19 protein-coding genes are annotated in these 21,614 nt (G+C 66.3%); 13 read left to right on the forward strand and 6 right to left on the reverse strand.

Features of this window, described 5'->3' with window-relative positions; translation table 11 throughout:
- Positions 1 to 3 precede the first annotated feature (3 nt).
- From FJQ54_RS11410 to FJQ54_RS11425, 4 genes are read left to right on the forward strand one after another with little or no spacing between them, the layout of a single operon-like run.
- On the forward strand, positions 4 to 495 hold the full coding sequence (locus FJQ54_RS11410; RefSeq protein WP_140928529.1) for a TRAP transporter small permease: 492 nt from the start codon (positions 4 to 6) through the stop codon (positions 493 to 495).
- Positions 492 to 1,772 carry a TRAP transporter large permease gene (locus FJQ54_RS11415; protein WP_235890417.1) on the forward strand — a complete coding sequence of 427 codons (1,281 nt, stop codon included), beginning with the start codon at positions 492 to 494 and terminating at the stop codon, positions 1,770 to 1,772. Before FJQ54_RS11410 ends, FJQ54_RS11415 begins: the two co-directional genes overlap by 4 nt.
- A gap of 4 nt (positions 1,773 to 1,776) precedes the next feature.
- Entirely contained in the window at positions 1,777 to 2,568 is a 792-nt protein-coding gene (locus tag FJQ54_RS11420; protein ID WP_140928530.1) for a DUF6807 family protein, read from the forward strand.
- 45 nt (positions 2,569 to 2,613) lie between these two features.
- Positions 2,614 to 3,636 carry a LacI family DNA-binding transcriptional regulator gene (locus FJQ54_RS11425; RefSeq protein WP_140928531.1) on the forward strand — a complete coding sequence of 341 codons (1,023 nt, stop codon included), beginning with the start codon at positions 2,614 to 2,616 and terminating at the stop codon, positions 3,634 to 3,636.
- Here the strand turns inward: FJQ54_RS11425 and FJQ54_RS11430 are convergent.
- A complete protein-coding gene (locus FJQ54_RS11430) occupies positions 3,633 to 4,100 on the reverse strand; it encodes a GFA family protein (RefSeq protein ID WP_456238791.1) in 468 nt (155 codons plus the stop codon). The two genes, FJQ54_RS11425 and FJQ54_RS11430, sit on opposite strands and share 4 nt — an antisense overlap.
- A gap of 25 nt (positions 4,101 to 4,125) precedes the next feature.
- Between FJQ54_RS11430 and kduI the strand changes: the two genes are divergently transcribed.
- From kduI to FJQ54_RS11460, 6 genes are all read left to right on the forward strand, one after another.
- Complete coding sequence (gene kduI / locus FJQ54_RS11435; protein ID WP_140928533.1) at positions 4,126 to 4,959, forward strand: 5-dehydro-4-deoxy-D-glucuronate isomerase; 834 nt, start codon at positions 4,126 to 4,128, stop codon at positions 4,957 to 4,959.
- A 5-nt stretch (positions 4,960 to 4,964) separates the two neighbouring features.
- Entirely contained in the window at positions 4,965 to 5,720 is a 756-nt protein-coding gene (gene kduD, locus FJQ54_RS11440) for a 2-dehydro-3-deoxy-D-gluconate 5-dehydrogenase KduD (RefSeq protein ID WP_140928534.1), read from the forward strand.
- Positions 5,717 to 6,724: a sugar kinase gene (locus FJQ54_RS11445; RefSeq protein WP_140928535.1), complete on the forward strand. Its 1,008-nt coding sequence runs from the start codon at positions 5,717 to 5,719 to the stop codon at positions 6,722 to 6,724. The genes kduD and FJQ54_RS11445 overlap by 4 nt, the downstream gene beginning before the upstream one ends.
- Positions 6,702 to 8,159, forward strand: coding sequence for a carboxylesterase/lipase family protein (locus FJQ54_RS11450; protein WP_140928536.1), 1,458 nt, complete (start codon positions 6,702 to 6,704; stop codon positions 8,157 to 8,159). Before FJQ54_RS11445 ends, FJQ54_RS11450 begins: the two co-directional genes overlap by 23 nt.
- A gap of 82 nt (positions 8,160 to 8,241) precedes the next feature.
- Entirely contained in the window at positions 8,242 to 9,342 is a 1,101-nt protein-coding gene (locus FJQ54_RS11455) for a Gfo/Idh/MocA family protein (protein WP_140928565.1), read from the forward strand.
- A complete protein-coding gene (locus FJQ54_RS11460) occupies positions 9,339 to 10,352 on the forward strand; it encodes an SMP-30/gluconolactonase/LRE family protein (RefSeq protein WP_140928537.1) in 1,014 nt (337 codons plus the stop codon). Before FJQ54_RS11455 ends, FJQ54_RS11460 begins: the two co-directional genes overlap by 4 nt.
- 3 nt (positions 10,353 to 10,355) lie before the next feature.
- Here the strand turns inward: FJQ54_RS11460 and FJQ54_RS11465 are convergent, their stop codons facing one another.
- Positions 10,356 to 11,708: a pectate lyase family protein gene (locus FJQ54_RS11465; protein ID WP_140928538.1), complete on the reverse strand. Its 1,353-nt coding sequence runs from the start codon at positions 11,706 to 11,708 to the stop codon at positions 10,356 to 10,358.
- Between the two features lie 295 nt (positions 11,709 to 12,003).
- Between FJQ54_RS11465 and FJQ54_RS11470 the strand changes: the two genes are divergently transcribed.
- Genes FJQ54_RS11470 through FJQ54_RS11480 form a run of 3 tightly spaced genes read left to right on the forward strand, consistent with a single transcriptional unit; the run spans position 12,004 to position 17,125 of the window.
- Positions 12,004 to 14,937 carry a TonB-dependent receptor gene (locus FJQ54_RS11470; RefSeq protein ID WP_181160116.1) on the forward strand — a complete coding sequence of 978 codons (2,934 nt, stop codon included), beginning with the start codon at positions 12,004 to 12,006 and terminating at the stop codon, positions 14,935 to 14,937.
- An 8-nt stretch (positions 14,938 to 14,945) separates the two neighbouring features.
- Positions 14,946 to 16,175 (forward strand): pectate lyase, encoded by a 1,230-nt coding sequence (locus FJQ54_RS11475; protein WP_140928540.1) that lies wholly within the window; start codon positions 14,946 to 14,948, stop codon positions 16,173 to 16,175.
- Between the two features lie 14 nt (positions 16,176 to 16,189).
- On the forward strand, positions 16,190 to 17,125 hold the full coding sequence (locus FJQ54_RS11480; RefSeq protein WP_235890418.1) for an alpha/beta hydrolase: 936 nt from the start codon (positions 16,190 to 16,192) through the stop codon (positions 17,123 to 17,125).
- Here FJQ54_RS11480 and solA read toward each other — a convergent pair.
- The 4 genes from solA to FJQ54_RS11500 all read right to left on the reverse strand — a co-directional run.
- Positions 17,106 to 18,269, reverse strand: coding sequence for an N-methyl-L-tryptophan oxidase (gene solA, locus FJQ54_RS11485; protein WP_140928542.1), 1,164 nt, complete (start codon positions 18,267 to 18,269; stop codon positions 17,106 to 17,108). The two genes, FJQ54_RS11480 and solA, sit on opposite strands and share 20 nt — an antisense overlap.
- A gap of 10 nt (positions 18,270 to 18,279) precedes the next feature.
- Positions 18,280 to 19,368, reverse strand: coding sequence for a branched-chain amino acid aminotransferase (locus tag FJQ54_RS11490; RefSeq protein WP_140928543.1), 1,089 nt, complete (start codon positions 19,366 to 19,368; stop codon positions 18,280 to 18,282).
- A gap of 260 nt (positions 19,369 to 19,628) precedes the next feature.
- A complete protein-coding gene (locus tag FJQ54_RS11495; protein ID WP_140928544.1) occupies positions 19,629 to 20,798 on the reverse strand; it encodes a TonB-dependent receptor in 1,170 nt (389 codons plus the stop codon).
- 158 nt (positions 20,799 to 20,956) lie between these two features.
- A partial coding sequence (locus tag FJQ54_RS11500) for a DDE-type integrase/transposase/recombinase (RefSeq protein ID WP_140928545.1) occupies positions 20,957 to 21,614 on the reverse strand: 658 nt, incomplete at its 5' end.

Consider the following 21,614-nt stretch of genomic DNA (forward strand, 5'->3'; position numbering starts at 1 on the left):
ACCATGCAACGTCCGTCCTTCAGCCGCGCGCTGGATAGACTGGAAGCCGCAAGCCTTGCCGGGGCCGCGATCACGCTGGTGTCGATTGCCCTGTTGCAGGCGTGGCAGGTGTTCGGCCGTTACGTGCTGAACGCCTCTCCCGGCTGGACAGAGCCGGTGGCGCTGATCCTGATGGGATTGACGGTGATGCTGGGCGCTTCCGTCGCGGTACGGCACGAAACGCATTTCCGCTTCGGCATGATTGCGGAGGGCGGATCGCCCGCGCGGCGCGCCGGGCTGCTGTTGCTGGCGCGGGTGATCGCGGCGCTGTGCGGGTTGCTGATGGCGATCTACGGCACCCGGCTGATGCTGGACGATTGGGAGGTGCCGATGGCGGGCGCGGGCCTGCCTTCGGGCCTGCGTTTCCTGGGGCTGGCGCTGGGTGGGCTGCTGATCCTTGTATTTGCGCTTGAACGGATCGCCGGCGGCGGGCCGAAGCCGGTGGAGGGCGAATGATGGCCGTGTGGACCCTGTTCCTTGTGTTCGCCGCCGCGCTGCTGCTGGGCGTGCCGGTGGCGTTCGCTCTGCTGGTGTCGTGCATCGCCACGGCGCTGGTGCTGGGGCTGCCGCTGATTGCGATGTTCCTGAAGATGGGATCGGATGTGGGTAGCGTGGCGCTGCTGGCGATTCCGCTGTTCATCTTCACTGGCGAACTGATGCTGCGGGGAGGGCTTTCTGATCGGATGATCGCGCTGGCGACGGCGCTGGTGGGCCATGTGAAGGGCGGGCTGGGGCAGGTGGCCGTGGTCGGCTCCACCCTGTTCGGCGGGGTTTCCGGATCGGCCATCGCCGATGTGTCTGCCGTGGGCGGCACGATGATCCCGCAGATGGTGAAGAAGGGCTATGGCGCGGATTTCGCCGTGAACGTCACCATCACCGCCGCGCTCGTTGCGCTGCTGGTGCCGCCATCGCACAATATGATCCTCTACTCGGCGGCGGCGGGCGGGCGGATTTCCATCACCGATCTGTTCGCCGCCGGGCTGATTCCAGCCGGGCTGCTGGCCATCACGCTGATGATCACCACATGGCTGATCGCGCGCAAGCGGGGATACCCTTCGCTGCCCTTTCCCGGCTGGCGGGCGGTGGCGCGCACGGGCGTCGCGGCGATTCCGGGGCTGATGCTGGTCATGATCATCTTCGTCGGCATCCGCGCCGGGATTTTCACGGCGGTGGAATCGGCTTCCATCGCCGTTGTCTATGCCACGCTGATCACCGGCCTCGTCTATCGCCAGCTGGGCTGGGCCTCGTTCGTGAAGGCGGCCACCGGGGCGGCGGGAACGGCCTCTCGCGTGCTGTTCGTGATCGGCGCGGCCGGGGCGTTCGGCTGGCTGATGGCGCTGCTGGAAATCCCCTCTGCCATGGTCGATCTGCTGCAGGGCGTGACGGATCAGCCGGTGCTCGTGCTGCTGCTGATCATCCTGATCCTGCTGCTGCTGGGCACCTTCATGGATATGGCACCGCTGCTGATCATCGGCACGCCGATCTTCCTGCCGGTGGTGAAGGCCTATGGCATCGATCCGGTGCATTTCGGCGTGATCATGATCCTGACGTGCGGTATAGGGTTGATCACGCCGCCGGTGGGATCGGTGTTGTTTGTGGGAACGGGGATTGCGCGCGTGCCTGTGGAAACGGCGATGAAGACGATCTGGCCCTTTTATGCGGCCTGCATGATCGTGCTGCTGGCGGTGACGTTCATTCCCCAGCTGTCGCTTGCGCTGCCCAGCCTTCTTTAGCCTGATGCTGGCGGCGGGCGCGGCCGGGGCCACGCCGCCGCCCGTTACCCTTGGCTTGCCCACCGGCCTGACGGCAACCTTCGTGCCGGAGGCCGGAAAGATGGAGGCGCTGGAAGCGGCCGGAGCGAATCCGCCGGGGCATTTCTTTCACCCGATCTCCACGCCCGCCGGGGTGCTGACAGAGCTGTTCCCGGCCGACCATCTGCACCAGCGCGGGCTGTTCTGGGGCTGGCGGCAGATATTGATCGACGGAAAACCCGTGGCCAACGGCTGGCTGATGACGGGGATGAAGTTCCGCAACATGGGCGTCACCCGCAGCCGCGACGGCACCCGGCTGGAAGCCGCCGGGCGCTGGCGCGTGGGCGGGCGTGACGTGCTGGAGGAGCGGCTTTCGGCGCGAGTGGTGGGCGACATGCTGATACTTGACTTGGGCCTGACGCCGATGGTGCCGGGGCTTTCGCTGGGCGGCAGCCCGGATGACAAGGGCTATGGCGGGATCTCGCTGCGGCTGGTGCAATCGGATCGGCTGCGCTTCGAAAGCGGCGGGCGGGTGATCAGCCCGGAGGCTGGGCCGGTGGAGGCCGGGCCGGAACTGCGCATGACATGGGATGCCGGAACGGCGGCCCCTGCGCGCGCGGTGCGCATGGCCTGTTCGGTGAACGGCCGGGCAATCACGCGCTGGATCCTGCGGCGCGAAGCTTCGATGCAGAATTGCGTCTGGCCGGGGCGGGAGCCGGTGCCGCTGCCGATGGGCGAGGTGGCGCGGCTGGGCCTGCGGCTGACGGTGGAGCCGTAACCGGCGCTCTGGCGCAGGCGCGCGGGCCGGTCTATCCTGTTGAACATGAAGAAAAGCCGCCAGCCGACGATCAATGATGTGGCCCGCGAGGCGGGGGTCTCAAAGAAGACGGTCAGCCGCGTCATCAACCGCTCGCCGCTGCTGAACGAGGAAACCCGAGCCAAGGTGGAGGCGGTGATCGCGCGGCTGGGCTATGTGCCCAATCCGCAGGCGCGCGCGCTGGCCTTGCGGCGCAATTTCCTGATCGGCGTGGTGCACGACAATCCCAACGCGCAGACGGTGCTGCGGGTGCAGCGCGGCATATTGGAAGTGCTGCGCGGCACCGAATTCGAGCTGGTGGTGCGCCCGGTGGATCGCGGATCGCCCACCATGCTGGAGGATGTGCGCGCCTTTCTGGAACGGCAGCGGCTGTTCGGGGTGGTGCTGCTGCCGCCGATTTCCGAAAATGACGCGCTGGCGGAGCTGTGCGATTCCATCGGCTGCCGCTATGTCCGCATGGGCTCCGCGCAGCTGGACGACCCGGATCATATGGTCGCCTCCAACGATCGGGAGGCGGTGAAAGAGGCCGTCACCTACCTGATCGAAATGGGGCATCGCCACATCGGGCTGGTGCAGGGGCCGCATGGCTTCCGATCCGCGATGGAGCGGCGGGCCGGGTTCGAGGACGCGCTGGAAGCCGCCGGAATTCCGCATCCCAAAAGCCTTGTGGCAGACGGCAATTACACCTTCGACAGCGGCTTTCAGGCGGGCGTGCGGCTGCTGGACCTGCTGCCCCGGCCCACTGCGATCTTCTGCTCGAACGACGAAATGGCGGCGGGCGTGCTGCATGTGGCGCGGCAACGCGGGTTGGACGTGCCCGGCGATCTTTCCATTCTGGGCTTCGACGACACCACGCTCGCCGCGCATATCTGGCCGCCGCTGACGACGGTGCGCTGGCCGGTTTCCTCCATGGCACGCTCCGCCGCGCTGAAGCTGGTGGGCGGGCTGGATGGCGACGCGGTGGAGGAGCCTTCGATGTTCCTCTCCACGCTGATCCGTCGCGCGTCGGTCGCGCCGCCTAGAGGTTAATTCCGGCCGCGCGGGAAGTGCTGGATGTCGCCGGGAATCACCACCCAGCCATGTTTTGTTTCTTCCCAGACGGAGCGGACCGGGGCCGGATAGGCCGGGTCTGCGAAGGTGCCGATGGGGATGCCGATACTCTCCGGATGGCGGCCGGTGCGCACATGCACGGTGGTGCCGCAAATGGGGCAGAAGCCGGTTTCGAACGGCGTGCCGCTGTCGGCCAGGCGGACAAAGAGGCTGGCCTCACCCGAAAGCTGAACCTGCGCTTGCGGGTAGTATGCGATCACGCCGAACGGCGAGCCGCTGCGGCGTTGGCAGGCGAGGCAGTGGCAGGCGACGATCGCCTCTGCCGGGCCGGGGAGATGGGCTTTCAATTGCCCGCATTGGCATGTTGCGATCATGGCGGCACAGATAGCGGGGTTCAGCGTGGCGGGATAGTGCTTGAACCGGAATCTGACACCGGTTACCATTGGCCAAACCCGAGGGGAGAGATTGATGTTCGACAAGGTCTATCAGGCCACCCATCCCGATATGATGGAGGGGGCCGCCAACCAGCAATTGCGCGATCGCTATCTGGTCTCCGGCATGTTCGTGCCCGGCGAAGTGAAGCTGAATTACAGCCATAATGAGCGGTTCGTGATCGGCGGCGCGGTCCCGGCTGGCGGGGTGCTGAAACTTCCCTTGCAGCAGGTGCCGAAAAGCGCAGAAGGCAAACCTTTCCTTGAGCGGCGCGAGCTGGGCGTGGTGAACATCGGCTCGGCGGGCGCGGTGACGGTGGACGGCGCCCGGTTCGAACTGGGCAACAAGGAAGCGCTGTATGTGCCGATGGGATCGCTGGACGTGCAGTTCGGAGGCGAGGGCGCGCGCTTCTATCTGGCGAGCCTGCCAGCCCACAAGATTCTGCCCGCCACCCGCATCACCATGGCCGAAGCCAACCCGCTGGAGCGCGGCGGGCTGGAGAGTTCGAACCACCGCACCATTTATCAGCTGGTGATCCCCGGCGTGTGCGACAGCTGCCAGTTGCTGATGGGGCTGACCGTGCTGCAACCCGGCAGCGTGTGGAACACCATGCCGCCGCATCTTCACGACAGGCGCAGCGAAATTTATCTCTACTTCGATCTGGAGGGGGATGATCGGGTGTTCCATTATATGGGCGAGCCGGACGGGATGCGGCATATCCTTGTGGGCAATGAGGAAGCGGTGATTTCGCCGCCATGGTCCATCCACATGGGCTCCGGCACGCGGTCCTATGCCTTCATCTGGGCGATGGGGGGCGAGAATCTGGACTATACCGACATGAACGTCCTCGACATCTGCCAGCTGAAGTGATGGCCGTGGCGAACCCATTCGATCTGCACGGAAAGGTGGCCGTGGTGACGGGCGCGAACGCCGGAATCGGGCAGGGGCTGGCGCTGGCGCTGGCGGCGGCCGGGGCCGATGTCGCGGCGGTGGGGCGGTCCCCCGCAGATGAAACCGTGGCCGCCGTTGAGGCGCTGGGGCGGCGGGCGTTGTTCGTGCAGGCGGACCTTTCCAGCATCGAGCCGGTGGGCCGGGTTGTGGACGAGGTGGTCGCAGGGCTGGGTGGGCTGGATATTCTGGTGAACAACGCCGGGATCATCCGCCGCGAAGACAGCCTGAACTTCACCGAGGCCGACTGGGACGCGGTGATGGACACCAATCTGAAATCGGTGTTTTTCCTCGCGCAGGCGGCGGCACGGCACATGGTGGAGAACAGCGGCGGCAAGATCATCAACATCGCCTCCATGCTCACCTTTCAGGGCGGCATCCGCGTACCCAGCTACACCGCCAGCAAATCCGGCGTGGGTGGGCTGACAAAGATTCTCGCCAATGAATGGGCGAAGCATGGGATCAATGTGAACGCCATCGCACCCGGCTATATCGCCACCGCCAACACGGCGGCGCTGCGCGCGGATACGGGGCGCAACGCAGAGATTCTGGGCCGCATCCCGGCCGGGCGCTGGGGCGATCCCGCCGATCTGGGCGGGGCGGCGGTGTTCCTTGCCTCATCCGCCGCCGATTATGTGCAGGGGCATATATTGGCAGTGGATGGCGGCTGGCTGGCGCGATGAGCCGCACCGTCTTTCTGGGCGAATTGCTGGTTCGCCTGTCGGCCACGGGCAAACAGTTACTGGCCACCACGCCTGCGCTGGACGTGCATGTGGGCGGGGCGGAGGCGAATGTGGCTGTCGGCATGGCAATGTTGGGGGCGGAAACGGCGATGGTCTCCGTCGTGCCGGGGAACGCCTTCGGGCAGCGGGCGCGGGCGCATCTGGCCGCCGCAGGCGTGGATGCGCGCGGGGTGATCGAAGCGCCGGGGCGCATGGGGCTGTATGTGCTGACGCCGGGCGCGGGGGTGCGTGCATCCGACATCCTGTATGATCGGGCCGACAGCAGCTTTGCGCGGCTGGGGCCGGGCGCGTTCGATTGGCGCGCGCTGTTGCAGGGCGCGTCACGCCTCCACCTTTCCGGCATCACCCCGGCACTGGGTCCGGGCAGCGCGGCGCTGGCGCTGGAGGCAGCAGCGGCAGCCGAAGCGGCGGGCGTGGCGATCAGCTTCGACGGCAATTACCGCGCCCGACTGTGGGAAGCGTGGGAGAGCGACCCGAAATCCATCCTGACGCAACTGGTGGCGAAGGCCGACATCCTGTTCGGCAACCATCAGGATATTGGCCTGCTGCTGGGCCAGCCGGTGCCCGGCGATGGCGCGGCGCGGCGGCGGGCCGCAGCGGAACTGGCGTTCGCGGCCTTTCCGAAGCTGCGGCTGATGGCCTCCACCGCGCGGCATGTGCTGGATGCAGACCGGCACGGCATTTCCGCCCGGATCGACACGCGGGACGGCGGCCACCAGACGGAGGAGGTGCTGGTCTCCGGCATCGTCGACCGGATCGGCGCGGGCGATGCCTTCGCAGCCGGGGTGCTGGCGGCGCTGGATCGCGGGCTGGGTGAGGCGGAGGCCGTCGAATGGGGGCTGGCGCTGACGGCGCTGAAGCACAGCCTGCCGGGCGACGCCAGCCTGTTCGGCGTGGCCGACATCGAGGCGTTCCGGGCCGGTGCGCGCGACGTGCGTCGCTGATCTTTCGCGCCGCGCCCTGCTGGCGGGGATCGCGGCGGCACCGGTTGCGCTGAGGGCCGCGCCCGCCGTGGTGGAGGCCCCGGCCGGGCGCTTTCGCGGCTCAGTGGAGCAGGGCGTGCGGGCGTTTCGCGGCATCCGCTATGGCCGGGCGGCGCGGTTTCAGGCCCCTGCAGCGGAGCCGCCTTCACGCGAGGTGCAGGCGGCGGATCGCTTTGCGCCATCGGCTCCGCAGCGCGGGGCGATCACGCCGCAATCGGAAGACTGCCTGTTCCTGAACATCTGGACTCCGGCCACCGATGCCGGGCGGCGGCCGGTGTTGGTCTATTTCCATGGCGGGGCCTACTCCAGCGGCACGGTGGCCGAACCGCGTGTGGAAGGCGCGGTGCTGGCGGCCCGCGGCTGCGTGGTGGTGACGGTGAACCATCGGCTAAACGCGCTGGGCTATCTGCGGTTACCGGGCTTCCCCGATGCGGCGAACGCGGGGCAGCTGGATCTGATCCTTGCGCTGCGCTGGGTGCGGACGAACATCGCGGCGTTTGGCGGCGATCCGGCCAATGTCACGCTGTTCGGCCAATCCGGCGGTGGGGCGAAGATCATCACGCTGATGTCCATGCCCGCCGCGCGCGGTCTGTTCCGGCGCGGCTGGACAATGAGCGGGCAGCAGATCACCGCGCAGGGACCGCAGAATGCCGCGCGGCGGGCGGCGGCCTTTCTGGTGAAGCTGGGCGGCGATCCGGCCACGCTGCCGGTTGAGCGGCTGGTGGCAGCGCTGGACACGGATGACCCGGTGATGGGCGGCCCGCTCTATTTCGGGCCGGTGCTGGATATGCGCCATCTGCCGCGCCACCCCTTCTTTCCCGATGCCGATCCGACCGGGCTGTCGATCCCGCTGGTGCTGGGCAACACGGTTGCGGAAACGCGGGCCTTCTTTCCGCCCGGCCACCCGAAACGCGCCGGGCTGGACTGGGGCAATCTGCCTACACGGCTGGGGCCGGAACTGCGGGTGGATGTCGACCCGGACTGGGTGGTGGCGCAGTTCCGCGCGCACGAACCGGCGATCACGCCGGATGCGCTGTTCATCCGCGCGACGAGCGCCGCGCGAAGCTGGCGCGGGCAGTTGATCGAAGCGGAGGAGCGGGCGAGGGCGGGGGCGTCCGCCTTCGTCTATCAACTGGATTGGCGCGAGGCCGCGCATATGGACGACATCCCGCTGGTTTTCGGCACGACGACGGACCCGGCCGACGCCCCGGTTCGGGAGGCGATGATGGGGGCGCTGCTGCGCTTTGCGCGCTCCGGCGATCCGGGCTGGCCCGCCTATCGCCTTCCGGAACGGGCGACGATGATCTTCGATGTGCCCACCTGCTTGCAGCCGAACCCGCGCGCGTTCGAGCGCGAGTTGTTCGCCCGCGTGCCCCATATTCAGCCCGGAAGCTGAGAGTTATTTCGGTCCGGATATGACTTTTCAATTTTGATATGATAGCGCTATCAATCAGGAATTCGCGGCTGGGAGGCTGATGATGGACGGAACGGACCGGCGCACGTTGCTGGCGGGAATCGGCGGGGCCTCTGTGCTGGCGCTGGCGGGCGGCCGGGCGATGGCGCAGCCTGTGAAGCCCATGCGCTATGCCGTGGTGGGGCTGGGCAGCTATGCGGTGAACCAGATCATGCCGCAGTTCGCCAATAGCGCCCATTCGAAACTGACGGCGCTGGTCAGTGGAACGCCCGCCAAGCTGGAAAAATATGGGGCGCTCTATGGCATCCCACGCAGCCATCGCTATTCCTACGCCACCTATGACAGCATCCGGAACAACCCGGATATCGACGCTGTTTACGTGGTGCTGCCCAACAATATGCATGCCGAATATTCGATCCGCGCCTCTCAGGCGGGCAAGCATGTGATGTGCGAAAAGCCGATGTCTGTCAGCAGCGCCGAGGCAGAGGCGATGATCGCCGCTGCGCACAAGGCCGGGCGCAAGCTGATGATCGGCTATCGCTCGCAGTTCGAGCAATATAATCGGCACGGCATCGACGTGGTGAAGCAGGGCGTGCTCGGCCCAGTGCGGCTGATCACGGCGCAGACCGGGTTCAACGCAAGCCCCAACCAGTGGCGGCTGGAAAAGGCGATGGCCGGGGGCGGATCGCTGATGGATATCGGCATCTACAGCCTGCAGGCCGCGCGTTATCTCGCGGGCGAGGAGCCGGTGGCGGTGACGGCGATGGAGTCGACCGACCGCCACGATCCGCGCTTCCGCGAGGTTGAGGACCGGATCGACTTCCTGCTGCGCTTCCCTTCCGGCGCGATTGCCAATTGCGTGTCCAGCTACTCCTCCGGCCACAACAACTGGCGGGTGACGGGCACGAAGGGCTGGCTGGGGATGGAACCGGCGACCGGCTATGACGGGCATCGGATGTGGTTGAACAAGGATTGGAAAACGCAAGAGGTGCTGCTGCCCGCAGGTCATCCGAACCAGTGGGTGGGGCAGCTGGACGAACTGGCCTTGTCTGTTGCGCAAGGGCGCGAACCCATCGCCTCCGGGCAGGAGGGGTTGCGCGACATGCGGCTGGTGGAAGCGATCTACCAGAGCGCGCGCGAAGGCCGCACGGTGCAACTGACATGAGGTTGGGGCGGCGCGCGCTGCTGGCGGGGTTCGCCGCCATGCCGCTGGCGGCGCGGGCCGAAAGCATCGGCAGCCACATCGGTGGAATCGCCCGGCTGGACCCGGCGCTGGACGATGTGGTCGCCGCGGATTCGCCCATTCAGGTGCTGGGCAGCGGCTATGGCTGGGCGGAAGGCCCGGTGTGGGTGCGGCAGGGCGGCTATCTGCTGTTTTCCGATGTGCCGGGCAACATCGTCTGGCGCTGGCGCGAGGGGAGGCCGCCGGAACGCTTCCTCGATCCGTCCGGCCATGCGCGCCCGGTGCCGGACGGCATCCGCGAAGGCGGGGCCAATGGGCTGGCGATCGACGGGGACGGGCGGCTGTTGCTGGCGGACAGCGGCAACCGCAATTTGCAACGGCTGGATCTGCAAAGCGGCGCGCGGACCGTGCTGGCGAGCCACTGGCAGGGGAAGCGCTTCAACAGCCCCAATGATCTGGTGGTGGCGAAGGACGGTGCGATCTATTTCACCGATCCGCCCTATGGGCTGGCCGATGGCGACAAATCCCCGCTGAAGGAACTGGAGTTTAACGGGCTGTTCCGGCTGGGGCCGGATGGTGTGTTGAGCCTGCTGGACCGCAGCCTGCACCGGCCCAACGGGGTCGCGCTCTCGCCCGATGGGCTCACGCTGTATTTGGCCTTGTCGGACGAGGCGCGGCCGGAGATTCTGGCCTATGTGCTGGGCGCGGATGGGATGCCGCAGGGCGCGCCGCGGCTGTTCCGCAGCTTCGCCGATGAAGCGAAGGCGAAGCAGCCCGGCCTGCCGGACGGGCTGACGACAGACCGGGAGGGCCGGGTTTATGCGACCGGGCCGGGCGGGGTGAATGTGCTGACGCCCGACGGCAAGCTGCTGGGGCGGATTTCCACCGGGTTCCCCATCGCCAATTGCGCCTTCGGAGAGGATGGCCGCACCCTGTTCCTCACAAGCTGGAAGCTGTTGGCGCGGGTGCGGCTGAAGGCGGCGGGTTGGTAACGGTCAGCGCATCTCCCGGTCGCGCGCGGACAGGCTTTCCTGAATCGGCCCCTTCTGCCCCGGATAGAGGCCGGATTTCGGCTCCATCGTCTCAAGGTTCCAGTCCGCCTCCACGAACGGCGCGCGGGTTTCCGCCATCTTGGGGAAGCCGCCGACCTGCCGTTCGCTGTCGATGATTTCGCCGCGCCCTTCCGCGATGAAGAACAACACGCGAATGTCGTTCGCGTCGCGGTCCCACGGCCGCGCGCCGGCGTTGGCGAGCAGATGCGTTTCCACGTCTCTTGCAGCCAGCACCGGCAGGCCTGCGGGCCAGCTGACCGGCGTTTTCGATTCGATCAGCTTCGCCCGCGTCTCGCCATAGCGGCCGAACATCGGCAGTGGCGCGCCTGTCCAGTCCACCGCGAGATTGTCTGTGGCGTGATACAGAAGGTCACCGTCGCCGCCCAGCATCAGGAAGGGCAGGCCGGGCGCGGTGGAGGGGCCGCCGCGCAGCACATTGCCGACAGCGGAGAGTTCGCCCGTCTGATAGGGGTGGCCCGCCCATTCCAGCGCCATCAGATTATAGTGGATGGCGCGGCGGCCCGGATCGTAGATCAGGTTGTTCACCACCGCCGCCTTCGCGCCGCCCTTCAGCAGCGGGTTGCGTTCCACATTATGGGCATAAATGTTGCGCCAGATGACGATGCCGGTGGCATTGTCGTGGATCAGGCTGCCCTTCGAATGCTCGCCCTTGGGGTGGCTGGAATGGGCGAGGCCCTCGGCCAGCAGATTGTAGCTGAAGGTGATGCGGTTGCTGGTGCCCTGCCGCCATTCTTCCGGCGTGCTGCCCTTGAAGCGCGGGCCGGAGGCGGACAGATTCTCGTCCACCGCCCATGTCAGGGTGCAATGATCGACGATCACGTTGCGCGCACCCACGGTGGAGATGGAATCGGCCTCCCACCCGCTTTCCGGCCCTTGCCCGTCCGCGCCGGAGCGGATGCGGATGTGGCGGATGATCACATCGTTCGTCTTGATGTCGATCCCGGTGCGGATCAGGGTGATGCCCGGCGAGGGCGCGGTCTGCCCGGCGATGGTGAGGTTCGGTTGCTTGATGTCGATGGGCTGGAAGCCCATGTCGATCACCCCGCCCACTTCGAACACGATGATGCGCGGGCCCTTCGCGTCGATGGCGGCTTTCAGGCTGCCGGGGCCGTCTGCAGCAAGCGTGGTGACGCGCAGGATTCGGCCGCCGCGCCCGCCCGCCGTTTCCGCCGCCGGGCCGACCGCGCCGGGGAAGGCGGGCGCTTGCGGCGCGGCCGTTGCGGGCACTGTGCCAGCCGCAATCAGCAGCCCCAGCAGAAATGTCACGGATCGCATCTTTGTCCTCCCACGGCGCCGTTATCGGCTTTTGCTCGGCTTGACACCGGCTTTAAGCTGCCTCAATGTCTTATGACACCGGTTACTTCAAGACAACCGGCATGACAAACGAACAACGACTGCAGACTATGCAGCGCCGAGGGAGGAGGGGGATTCGCGGCGGGAGGCCGGGAATTCATCCGAAAAAGAGGCCGTGAATCGCGGCCCGGAATCCGCTCTGCGCACAGCTCTGTCCGTCAATGCTACCGGTGTCATGTCAAAAAATCGGGCTGGGATGTTTAGGGGAGAGTGGAGCATGAACCGTCGTTTTTCCGCGCCAGCGTGGCGTTCCGTCGCTGTCTCGGCAACGGCCATGGCATTGGCGCTGTCCGCCGGTGCGGCCCGGGCGCAGGCAGCCCCGTCTGCGGACGCCGATCCGGCGGGCGCGACCCCGGCCGAGGATATCGTCGTCACCGGTTTCCGCGCCTCGCTGGATGCGGCGCTCAGCGTGAAGCGCGCGGAAACCTCCATCGTCGACGTGATCAAGGCCGAGGATATCGCCGCCTTCCCCGATACCAACCTCGCGGAATCGCTGCAGCGGATTCCCGGCGTCACCATCGATCGCGACGCGGGCGAAGGGCGGCAGATTTCCGTGCGCGGGCTGGGGCCGGAATTCACCCGCGTCCGCCTGAACGGAATCGAAGCGCTGGCGACCACCGGCGGCACCGACAGTTCTGGCGGGGCCAACCGCTCGCGCGGGTTCGATTTCAACGTGTTCGCATCCGAACTGTTCAGCTCCATCACCGTGCGCAAAAGCGCGTCGGCCGATGTGGAGGAAGGCTCGCTGGGCGCCACGGTGGATCTGCAGACGGCGCGGCCGTTCGATTATGATGATTTCGCCTTTGCGGTTGGCGGCAACATGGTGTGGAACGATCTGTCGAAGGATCTCACGCCGCGCGCCTCGGTGCTGCTTTCCAAGACGTTCATGGACGGCAAGCTGGGGGTGCTGGTGTCCGGCGCTTATTCCAAGCGCAAGCTGTTCGAAGAAGGCTTCAGCACCGTCCGCTATGACAATGGCGCGTCGTCCGGCGGCTTCTGTTCGCCCACGGGGGTGACGCCCATCGTGCCCGCAACGGGCGCAACCTGCGGCGCGGCGGCAACCGGCACGCCCCGGCTGCCGAACACGCCGGGAAATGTCGCGGCCTATCAGGCGGCGAGCAGCGCCAGCAACTTCCACCCGCGCCTTCCGCGCTATGGCCGCCTGACGCACGATCAGCAGCGCATCGGCCTGACGGGCGCCATCCAGTTCGAGCCGACCGACGGCACCAAGATCACCGCCGACATCCTCTATGCCGATCTGAAATCCACCCGGCAGGAGGACTTCCTGCAGGCGATCAGCTTCAGCCGCACGCTGGCGCAGGGCGGCAAATCGCAGACGAGCGTGCTGGCAACCGAATATGATGCGAATGGCGGGCTGGTGTATGGCCGCTACAACGGGGTGGATATCCGCTCTGAATCGCGGTTCGACGAACTGCGCACGAAGTTCCTGCAAGGAACCATCCTTTGGGAGCAAAAACTGACGGATCGGCTGGAGCTTGCCGTGCTGGGCGGCAAATCCTCGTCCCGGTTCCGCAACCCGGTGCAGACGACGACGACGCTGGATGTGGCCAATGTGAACGGCTATTCCATCGACTTCAGCGAGAATGACCGGCTGCCGGACATCAGCTATCCGTTCGATGTGACGGCCAACAACGGCTCCGGCCTGGGGCTGATCACCAGCCCGTCCGGGCAGATCACCGGCTCGGAAATCCGTATCCGGCCGCAGGGCGCGTCCAACACCTTCGACACCGTGCGGATGGATCTGAAATGGGATCTCGCACCCGAGGAGTTCAGCCTGAAGATCGGCGGGGCCTATAAGAAATATGGCTTCGACACATGGGAGTATCGCCGCGTCAACCAGTCCGACACGATCACGGCGCTGCCGGCCGGCACCACGCTGGCAGATGTGACGAAGCTGCTGACGGGCTTCGGCCGCAACATGGATCTGGGGCCGAACACGCCGACAAGCTGGCTGATCCCGGATCTGAAGGCGCTGGCCACCGCCTATGACATCTATTGCAACTGCCTGAAATCCGGCGCGGCGGGCGGGCCGGGGGATTACACGCTTTCCAGCATCACCAACGGCAATGCGCGGGGCAACAACCGGTCCGTGCAAGAGGAAGATACCAGCTTCTACTTCCAGATGGATTTCCAGAAGGAGCTGTTCGGTATGCCGCTGCGCGGCAATGTCGGCATGCGCTATGTGAAGACGGATCAGACCTCTACCGGCTATCAGGCGACGGGCGGCGGCACCGAAGTGACGGTGAAGCAGTCCTATGAGGACTGGCTGCCGTCTGCGAACCTGTCTCTGGCGGTGCAGCCCAACTTCTATGTGCGGCTGGCGGCAGCCAATGTGATGGCGCGGCCCAGCCTTGGAAACCTGTCTCCGGGCGGGTCCATCAACACCACCGGCAACCTTACGATCACGTCGGGCAATCCTTATCTGCAGCCGTTCCGGGCGACGACGTTCGACGCCAGCTTCGAATATTATTTCGAGAAGGGCGGGATGATCGGGCTGGGCCTGTTCTACAAGGACATCGGCACTTACGTGCAGAGCCTGCGCACCAATGTGCCCTTCAACCAGACGGGGCTGCCGATGTCGCTGCTGCCCTCCAACTTCACCGGGGATGAAATCTTCCAGGTGACGACGCCGATCAACACCGAAGGCGGGCCGCTGAAGGGGTTCGAGATCAACTGGCAGCAGCCCTTCACCTTCCTGCCCGGCAAATGGTCGAACTTCGGCACGTTGTTCGCTTACACGCGCGTCTATTCGAAGATCGATTATGTCACCTCGCCCACCAACAGCGCGATCATCACCGAGGATCTGATCGGACTGTCGCCGGAAAGCTGGAGCGGCACCTTCTATTATGACGGGAAGAAGTTCGACGCCCGCGTGTCGGCTAACTACCGCCAGTCCTTCCTCACCCGCGTGCCGGGGCAGAACAACAATGACGTGGAAGGCAAGAACAACACGCTGAACGTGGACTTCAAGATCGGCTACAACATCACCGAGCAGCTGGAAATCACCTTCGAGGGCACCAACCTGACGGACGAGTTCAACAGCCAGTTCATCGGGCGGGATCGCAACAGCCCGGTCGTCTATCACCACACCGGCCGACAACTGATGTTCGGCGCGCGCTTCCGTTACTGATCCCGCACATGCGCCGGGCACTGGCGGCAGCGCTTCTCCTCGTCCTTCCGGGCGTTGCGGCTGCCGCCACCCCGCCGCTTGCCTTCCCGGGCGCGGAGGGGGCAGGGCGCTTCGCCGCCGGAGGGCGGGGTGGCGCGGTGCTGCGGGTGACCAATCTGGCAGATAGCGGCCCCGGCAGCCTGCGCGCCGCGATTGAGACGAAGGGCGCGCGCATCATCCTGTTCGAGGTGGCGGGCACCATCCGGCTGACATCCGATCTGGTGGTGCGGGAGCCGCGCCTCACCATCGCGGGCCAGTCCGCGCCCGGCGGCGGGGTGACGCTGGCCGATCATGGATTGGTGATCCGCGCCGACGATGTGGTGGTGCGCTATATCCGGGTGCGGCGCGGCGATATGGGCGGAGAGGGCGACGCGATCTGGATCGCGGGTGGCGCGCGCATCATTCTGGATCATGTGACGGCGAGCTGGTCCACCGATGAGACGCTCTCGGTTTCGGGCGAACGCGATGGCGAAGGCCCGCGCGACGTGACGGTGCAATGGTCTGTCATCGCGGATTCGCTGCGCCGCTCCGTGCATGCCAAGGGCGAGCATGGCTATGGCAGCCTTGTGCGGGGCAGCCGGGGCGCGCATTACAGCTTCCACCACAATCTGTGGGCGAACCATCAGGCGCGGATGCCGCGGCCGGGCAATTACCTGCCGCCCGCCGAGGATGTGGAGGGGCCGGTGATGGAATTCCGATCCAATCTGTTCCACAACTGGGGCGGCAAGGCCGCTGGCTATAACAGCGATGCGGGCAGCCTTGCGCGCTACAGCTTCATCGACAACGCCTATTCGCCCGGCCCGGACAGCAAGGGGCGGCTGGCCTTCCGCGAGGAGAATCCGGCGGCGCGCAGCTGGTTTTCCGGCAACAGCATGGCGGGCGTGGTGCCCGGGGATCCGTGGAGCCTTGTGGAAGGCGCGGACCGGCCCGGCATCCGGCTGGAGGCCCCGGTTTCCGCCGGGGCTGTTCAGCCTGATCCGCCCGCCCGCGCCGCCGAGCGGATTTTGGCGAAAGCGGGGGCTTCCTGCCCGCGCGATGCCGTCGACCTGGCGCTGGTGGCCGATGTGGGGGCCGGGCGCGGGCGGCTGATCGACAGCCAGCAGCAGGCAGGCGGCTGGCCGGAACTGGCGGCGGGCAGACCCGTTGCGCCGGGGGCGGATATCGAGCGCTGGCTGAATGAACGGGCCGCCGCATGTTGAGCCGCCGCGGCCTGATGGGGGCAGTTCTGGCCTCCGCCGCCACACCCGCCGCCGCGTTCAGCGCAGCGTCCGACACCTTCCCGCTGTGGACGGGCGGCGTGCCCGGCAAGGGTGCGACCGTGCCGGTTGAAGAACTGGTGGAACGCGGCAAGGCACCCGGCGTTCTGGATCGCGCCCTGTTCGGCATTTCCGAGCCGCGCATGATCGTGGTGCGCCCCGCGCGGGCAGATGGCTCCGCCGTGCTGATCTGCCCCGGCGGCGGCTATCGGCGGGTGGTGATCGACCGTGAGGGTTATGAAGTCGCGCATTGGCTGGCGGCGCGCGGGGTGACGGCCTTCGTGCTGATCTATCGCCTTCCGGCCGAGGGCTGGACGACGGGAGCGGACACCTCGCTGATCGATGCGCAGCGGGCGATGCGGCTGATCCGGGCGAAGGCGGCCCAATTCGGGGTGGACCCGGCGCGGCTGGCGGTGATGGGCTTTTCGGCGGGCGGGCATCTGGCGGCGGACCTTGCCGCGCGCTTTGCCACCGTGGCGCAACCGCCGGTGGATATTGTCGATACGCTGTCGGCGCGGCCGATGCTGGCTGCACCCATCTATCCGGTGATCGCGATGGAAGGGCCGCTGGCCCATGCCGGTTCGCGCGAGAAGCTGATCGGCGCGGAGGCCCCGCCGGAGGTGGCGCGGGCGCATGACCCTTCCGCTAATGTCCCGCCAGATGCGCCGCCGCATTTCCTTGTGCATGCCGAGGATGACGGCGCGGTGCCGGTGGGGAACAGCCTGCGCCTGCGCGAAGCGTTGAAGGCGCGCGGGATCGCGGTGGAAACGCATTTGTTCGAAACCGGCGGCCATGGCTTCGGGCTGGCGGCAGGCCGCCCGGCCGGGGCATGGCCGCAGCTGTTCATGGCGTTTGCCAGCGCGCGCGGGCTGGTTAAGCCGCCGCCGGGCTGAAGCCTTCGGGCGGGGTTCGCCGCCCCTCGTGCACCATCAGCGCCACCTGCTCGCCGACGGCGGCGGAATGTTTGAAGCCATGGCCGGAGCAGGCGGAAACGAGGGTGATGGCGTCTGTGCCGGGCAGCCGATCCAGAATGAATCCGGCGTCTGCCGTGCTGGTGTAGAGGCAGGTCGCGCGGCGGAGCGCGGTGCGACCAAGGCCGGAGAGGCGGCCGTCCAGATGGTCCGCGTGGAGGGCGTCGGTTTCCGCGTCGCTGCTGTCGCGGTTCACATGATCGGGATCGTCGATCGGGTTCAGGAACTGCTCGTCGGCGATCTTCACGCCATTGGCTTCCGCGCCGGGCACCAGCGGGAAACCGTAGAAGCTGTCGTCGGATGTGGGGCCATGCGCCCAGATATAAACGGGGCAGCGCCCGGCTTCGAACAGCGCCGGATGCTGCGGTTGCAGCCAGTGCAGCAATTGCCGGGTGACGCTGGTGCGGGCGAGCGCGGTGGGCGCGAAGCCGGGGGACCATGCGCCGGCCGCCAGCACGGCTTCGGCAGCTTCGTAAACGCCCTTGTCGGTCGTGATGCGGACGCCGCCGGAGATATTCTCATAGCGCAGCATTTGTTCACCCGTGCGCAGCATGGCCCCCGCTTCGCGCGCGGCATCCAGTTGGGCCACGACGCAGCGTTCCGGGAACAGCATGCCTGCGCCGGGTTCATAATAGACGAGATCGCTGTCGGCCGGGTGAAAGGCCGGGAAGCGGCGGCGGCATTCCGCCGCCGTCAACACTTCGTACGGCACGCCGAACGCCTGCGCGGCGGCCACCGTGCCCGCGACGAAGCCGGGGCGGCCGTGCATCACCGTGGAGCCGCCCTCTGCGCCGATGATCAGCGCGCCGCAGCGCAGGCCCAGCGGGCCGTTGCGCTCTTCCAGCTCCGCCCAGATTTCGTCGGAGCGGCGGACGAGCGGCACGAACTGCTCGCCTTCGCCGATGGCGGTGCGGGTGATGCGGGTTTCGCCATGGGTGGAGCCCATCGCGTGCGGCGGGTGCCAGCGGTCGATCCCCAGCACCTTCACACCGCGCCGGGCCAGTTGCCACGCGGTGGCGGAGCCGACAGCGCCCAGACCTATGACGATCACCTCTGGGCGTGTCATGGCTCTGCGATCAGCCCAGCGTGCCGGGAACCGCGCGCACCCAGCCCGCCGGATCGCCGGGCTCGCCGCGTTGCAGGCCCGTCAGCAGCGTTTTCAGCTTCGTCGTCACTTGGCCCGCAGCCGCGCCCGCAATCGAGAAGCTGCCTGAGGCGGCCACCACTTCGCCGATGCTGGCAACCACGGCTGCGGTGCCGCAGGCGAAGGCTTCCGTCAGCCGTCCGCTGGCGGCGTCCGCCCGCCATTCGTCCAGCGAATAGGGGCGTTCCACCACGCTTAGCCCCTGTTCGCGGGCCAGCGCGATCAGGCTGTTGCGGGTGATGCCGGGAAGGATGGTGCCGCCCAGCGGCGGGGTGACGATCGTGCCGTCGTCGAACACGAAGAAGATGTTCATGCCGCCCAGTTCCTCGATCCAGCGATGCTCGGCCGCATCGAGGAAGATCACCTGATCACAGCCCTGCGCGATGGCTTCGGCCTGCGCCACGAGGCTGGCGGCATAATTGCCGCCGCATTTGGCGGCCCCGGTGCCGCCGGGCGCGGCGCGGGTGTAATTTTCCGAAACGAACAGCTTCACCGGCTTTGCGCCGCCCTTGAAATAGGGGCCGACCGGGCAGGCGATCACGCAGAAAATATAGCTGTTGGCCGGGCGCACGCCCAGAAAGGCTTCGTCCGCGAACATGAAGGGGCGCAGATAGAGGCTGCCTTCGCCAGACGGCACCCAGTCCTTGTCGATGCGGACCAGTTCCTCCACGGCTTGCAGGAACAGCTCCGGCGGCAGTTCCGGCATGGCGAGCCGGTTGGCCGAGGCGTTGAAGCGTTCCGCATTCGCATCCGGCCGGAACAGGGCGATTTCGCCGCTTTCGGCGCGATAGGCCTTCAGCCCTTCGAAGATTTCCTGCGCATAATGCAGCACCGAGGCCGCCGGATCGAGCAGGAAGGGGGCACGCGGCTTCACCTCCGCATCATGCCAGCCCTGCCCATGGGTGTAGCGGATCGTCACCATATGATCGGTGAAAGCCTGCCCGAAGCCGGGGTTCTTCAGAAGTTCGGCGCGCTTGTCGGCGGGAACGGGATTGCTGTGCGGAATATGCTTGAATGCCATGGCCCTGTCCTTAGCTGAGTCCTGATCGGGACTCGCGGAGGCAGCCATAGACCCGAAAGCCGGGCGGGGGCAAAATAAAAGGACAGGAAGTTTGCCCTATTTCGGGTGGGGCCGACTTGTGAGCCGGGCTGCCCGGCCCGGCCGCCGCCGATCCTGTTCCGGGGGAGGAACGCCCGTTCGGGGGCGCGTCAGGGTTTCAGCTGCCGGCCGGGCCGGGGCCGTCCCCGGCGGGCGCTGCCCGCCGGGGAGAAAGCCGTGCCTTAGAATGTGGCGCGGAAGCGCAGGCCGAAGGTGCGCGGCGGTGCCAGATAGGCGTTCTGGTCACCCGATTGCAGCGGTGTTGCGAACAACTGCGACGGGTAGATCTCGTTCAGGAGATTCTGCGCCCAGATTTCCGCGGTAACGCCCGAGTTCAGGCGAACGCCGAGGTTGCCGTTCACCACACCGACCGCATCACGACGCGCGAGGGAGGCGGTGGTGACATACTGCGGCCCGCTATATTGATACTGCACCCGGCCGACGAGGTTGACGTCGTCGTTAAGCGGCGTGTCGAGGCTGACCGTGGCGTTGCCCTGGAACACCGGTGCGAAACGGAAGCGCTGGTCCGACAGCACCGGATCGATGCCGCTGTCCTTGCCGATTTTCGCTTCGGGAATCCAGGTGCCGTCCAGATTCAGGATCAGCGCGTCGGTGAGCTTGAAGGTGTTCTCGATCTCGACACCATAATCCTTGGCCGACTTGCCGTTCAGCACGGTGAAGCGCAGGCCGACGAACTGGGCAACCTGGATGTTGCTGATGTCGTAATAGAAGAAGGAGACGTTCGTGCGGGCGCGGCCGTCCCAATATTCCGTTTTCGCGCCGACTTCATAGGCGTTGACCGTTTCCGGCTTGTAAGTCGGATCGAGCGGCACCGCGCCCGGATAATAGACCGGGTTGTTGCGGATGGTGCCGGCACCGGCCGAATCCATGTTCACGCCACCCGCCTTGAAGCCGCGGTTGTAGGTTGCATAGAGCATGATGTCGTCGTTGGGGCGATACTGGCCGCCGAAGGTGCCGCTGAACGCCTTGTCGGTGCGCTCGTCGGAATATTCCGGCCCGGGGGAGATACCCAGCAGCTTCATCACCGCGTTGGGCGCGGGATCGTAATAATCATAGGCGAAGCTGCCGGTCTTCTTCTCGACCGAATAGCGGATGCCGGCCAGCAGGCTGAAGCCGCCGCCCAGTTCGGTGTTGGCATGGGCGAAGCCGGCATAGGATTTGGAGGTGCCGCGCATCCGCTCCAGCGCGATCAGGCCCGCCGCTGCACGCGCGGTGCCGGCCGGAAGGCCCGATGCGGCCAGCAGCGTGTTCCAGTAGGTCTGCGCCTGACGGCCCCAATCGAGCTTGCGGTTCATGTTCAGCCGCTCGTCGGCGAAGAACGCACCCAGCACATAATCGGTGTTCAGCGACGAGATATGGCCGTTGAAGGTGAGTTCCTGCGAGAAGAATTTGCTCTTGAAGGTCTCGTCCAGAATTGTCAGTCGTCAGAACATTTGGCGCAACTCGCGGCGTAAATTAGCGGAGTGCGGGCCTCGTCTGGGGGTTGATGTTACGCGGCGAGCTTGCGGTGCTGCAAGCGCCGATGTTCGATGGTCTGTCGCTTGATCCTTTCACGCTGTTGGATGATCGCCGGAGCCCTGCCGAAGTAGGCGTCGGCGGGCGTCACATTGTTCAGGCTCTCGTGGTAACGCTGGTGGTTGTAGTGCTCGACGAAGGCTTGGATCTGGGACTCAAGGTCGCCGGGCAGGAAGTAATTTTCCAGCAGGATGCGGTTCTTCAGGGTTTGGTGCCAGCGTTCGATTTTGCCCTGGGTCTGGGGATGCATCGGAGCGCCGCGTACATGGCTCATCTTCTGCGCATCGATGTATTCCGCCAGTTCGCCGGCGATGTAGCTGGGGCCGTTATCGCTGAGCAGCCTGGGCTTGTGCAGCACCGTGGCGCTGTCGCAGCCCGAGGCCTTGAGCGCGAGGTCCAGCGTGTCGGTGACATCCTCGGCCCGCATGTTGGTGCACAGCTTCCATGCAATGATGTAGCGAGAGAAGTCGTCGAGCACGGTCGACAGGTACATCCAACCCCAGCCGATGATCTTGAAGTAGGTAAAATCGGTCTGCCACATCTCGTTCGGCCGGGTAGTCTTGGTGTGGAACTGATCGGCGGCCTTGATCACGACATAGGCCGGACTGGTGATCAGATCATGGGCCTTCAAC

The sequence above is a fragment of the Sandaracinobacter neustonicus genome (assembly GCF_006385875.1).
GTDB classification, from domain to species: Bacteria; Pseudomonadota; Alphaproteobacteria; order Sphingomonadales; family Sphingomonadaceae; genus Sandaracinobacteroides; species Sandaracinobacteroides neustonicus.

Coding starts and splice junctions, on each gene's coding strand:
- FJQ54_RS11410 (WP_140928529.1), top strand. CDS start 4: ATGCAACGTCCGTCCTTCAGCCGCGCGCTGGATAGACTGGAAGCCGCA.
- FJQ54_RS11415 (WP_235890417.1), top strand. CDS start 492: ATGATGGCCGTGTGGACCCTGTTCCTTGTGTTCGCCGCCGCGCTGCTG.
- FJQ54_RS11420 (WP_140928530.1), top strand. CDS start 1,777: ATGCTGGCGGCGGGCGCGGCCGGGGCCACGCCGCCGCCCGTTACCCTT.
- FJQ54_RS11425 (WP_140928531.1), top strand. CDS start 2,614: ATGAAGAAAAGCCGCCAGCCGACGATCAATGATGTGGCCCGCGAGGCG.
- FJQ54_RS11430 (WP_456238791.1), bottom strand. CDS start 4,100: ATGGTAACCGGTGTCAGATTCCGGTTCAAGCACTATCCCGCCACGCTG.
- kduI (WP_140928533.1), top strand. CDS start 4,126: ATGTTCGACAAGGTCTATCAGGCCACCCATCCCGATATGATGGAGGGG.
- FJQ54_RS11445 (WP_140928535.1), top strand. CDS start 5,717: ATGAGCCGCACCGTCTTTCTGGGCGAATTGCTGGTTCGCCTGTCGGCC.
- FJQ54_RS11455 (WP_140928565.1), top strand. CDS start 8,242: ATGGACGGAACGGACCGGCGCACGTTGCTGGCGGGAATCGGCGGGGCC.
- FJQ54_RS11460 (WP_140928537.1), top strand. CDS start 9,339: ATGAGGTTGGGGCGGCGCGCGCTGCTGGCGGGGTTCGCCGCCATGCCG.
- FJQ54_RS11465 (WP_140928538.1), bottom strand. CDS start 11,708: ATGCGATCCGTGACATTTCTGCTGGGGCTGCTGATTGCGGCTGGCACA.
- FJQ54_RS11470 (WP_181160116.1), top strand. CDS start 12,004: ATGAACCGTCGTTTTTCCGCGCCAGCGTGGCGTTCCGTCGCTGTCTCG.
- FJQ54_RS11475 (WP_140928540.1), top strand. CDS start 14,946: ATGCGCCGGGCACTGGCGGCAGCGCTTCTCCTCGTCCTTCCGGGCGTT.
- FJQ54_RS11480 (WP_235890418.1), top strand. CDS start 16,190: ATGGGGGCAGTTCTGGCCTCCGCCGCCACACCCGCCGCCGCGTTCAGC.
- solA (WP_140928542.1), bottom strand. CDS start 18,269: ATGACACGCCCAGAGGTGATCGTCATAGGTCTGGGCGCTGTCGGCTCC.
- FJQ54_RS11490 (WP_140928543.1), bottom strand. CDS start 19,368: ATGGCATTCAAGCATATTCCGCACAGCAATCCCGTTCCCGCCGACAAG.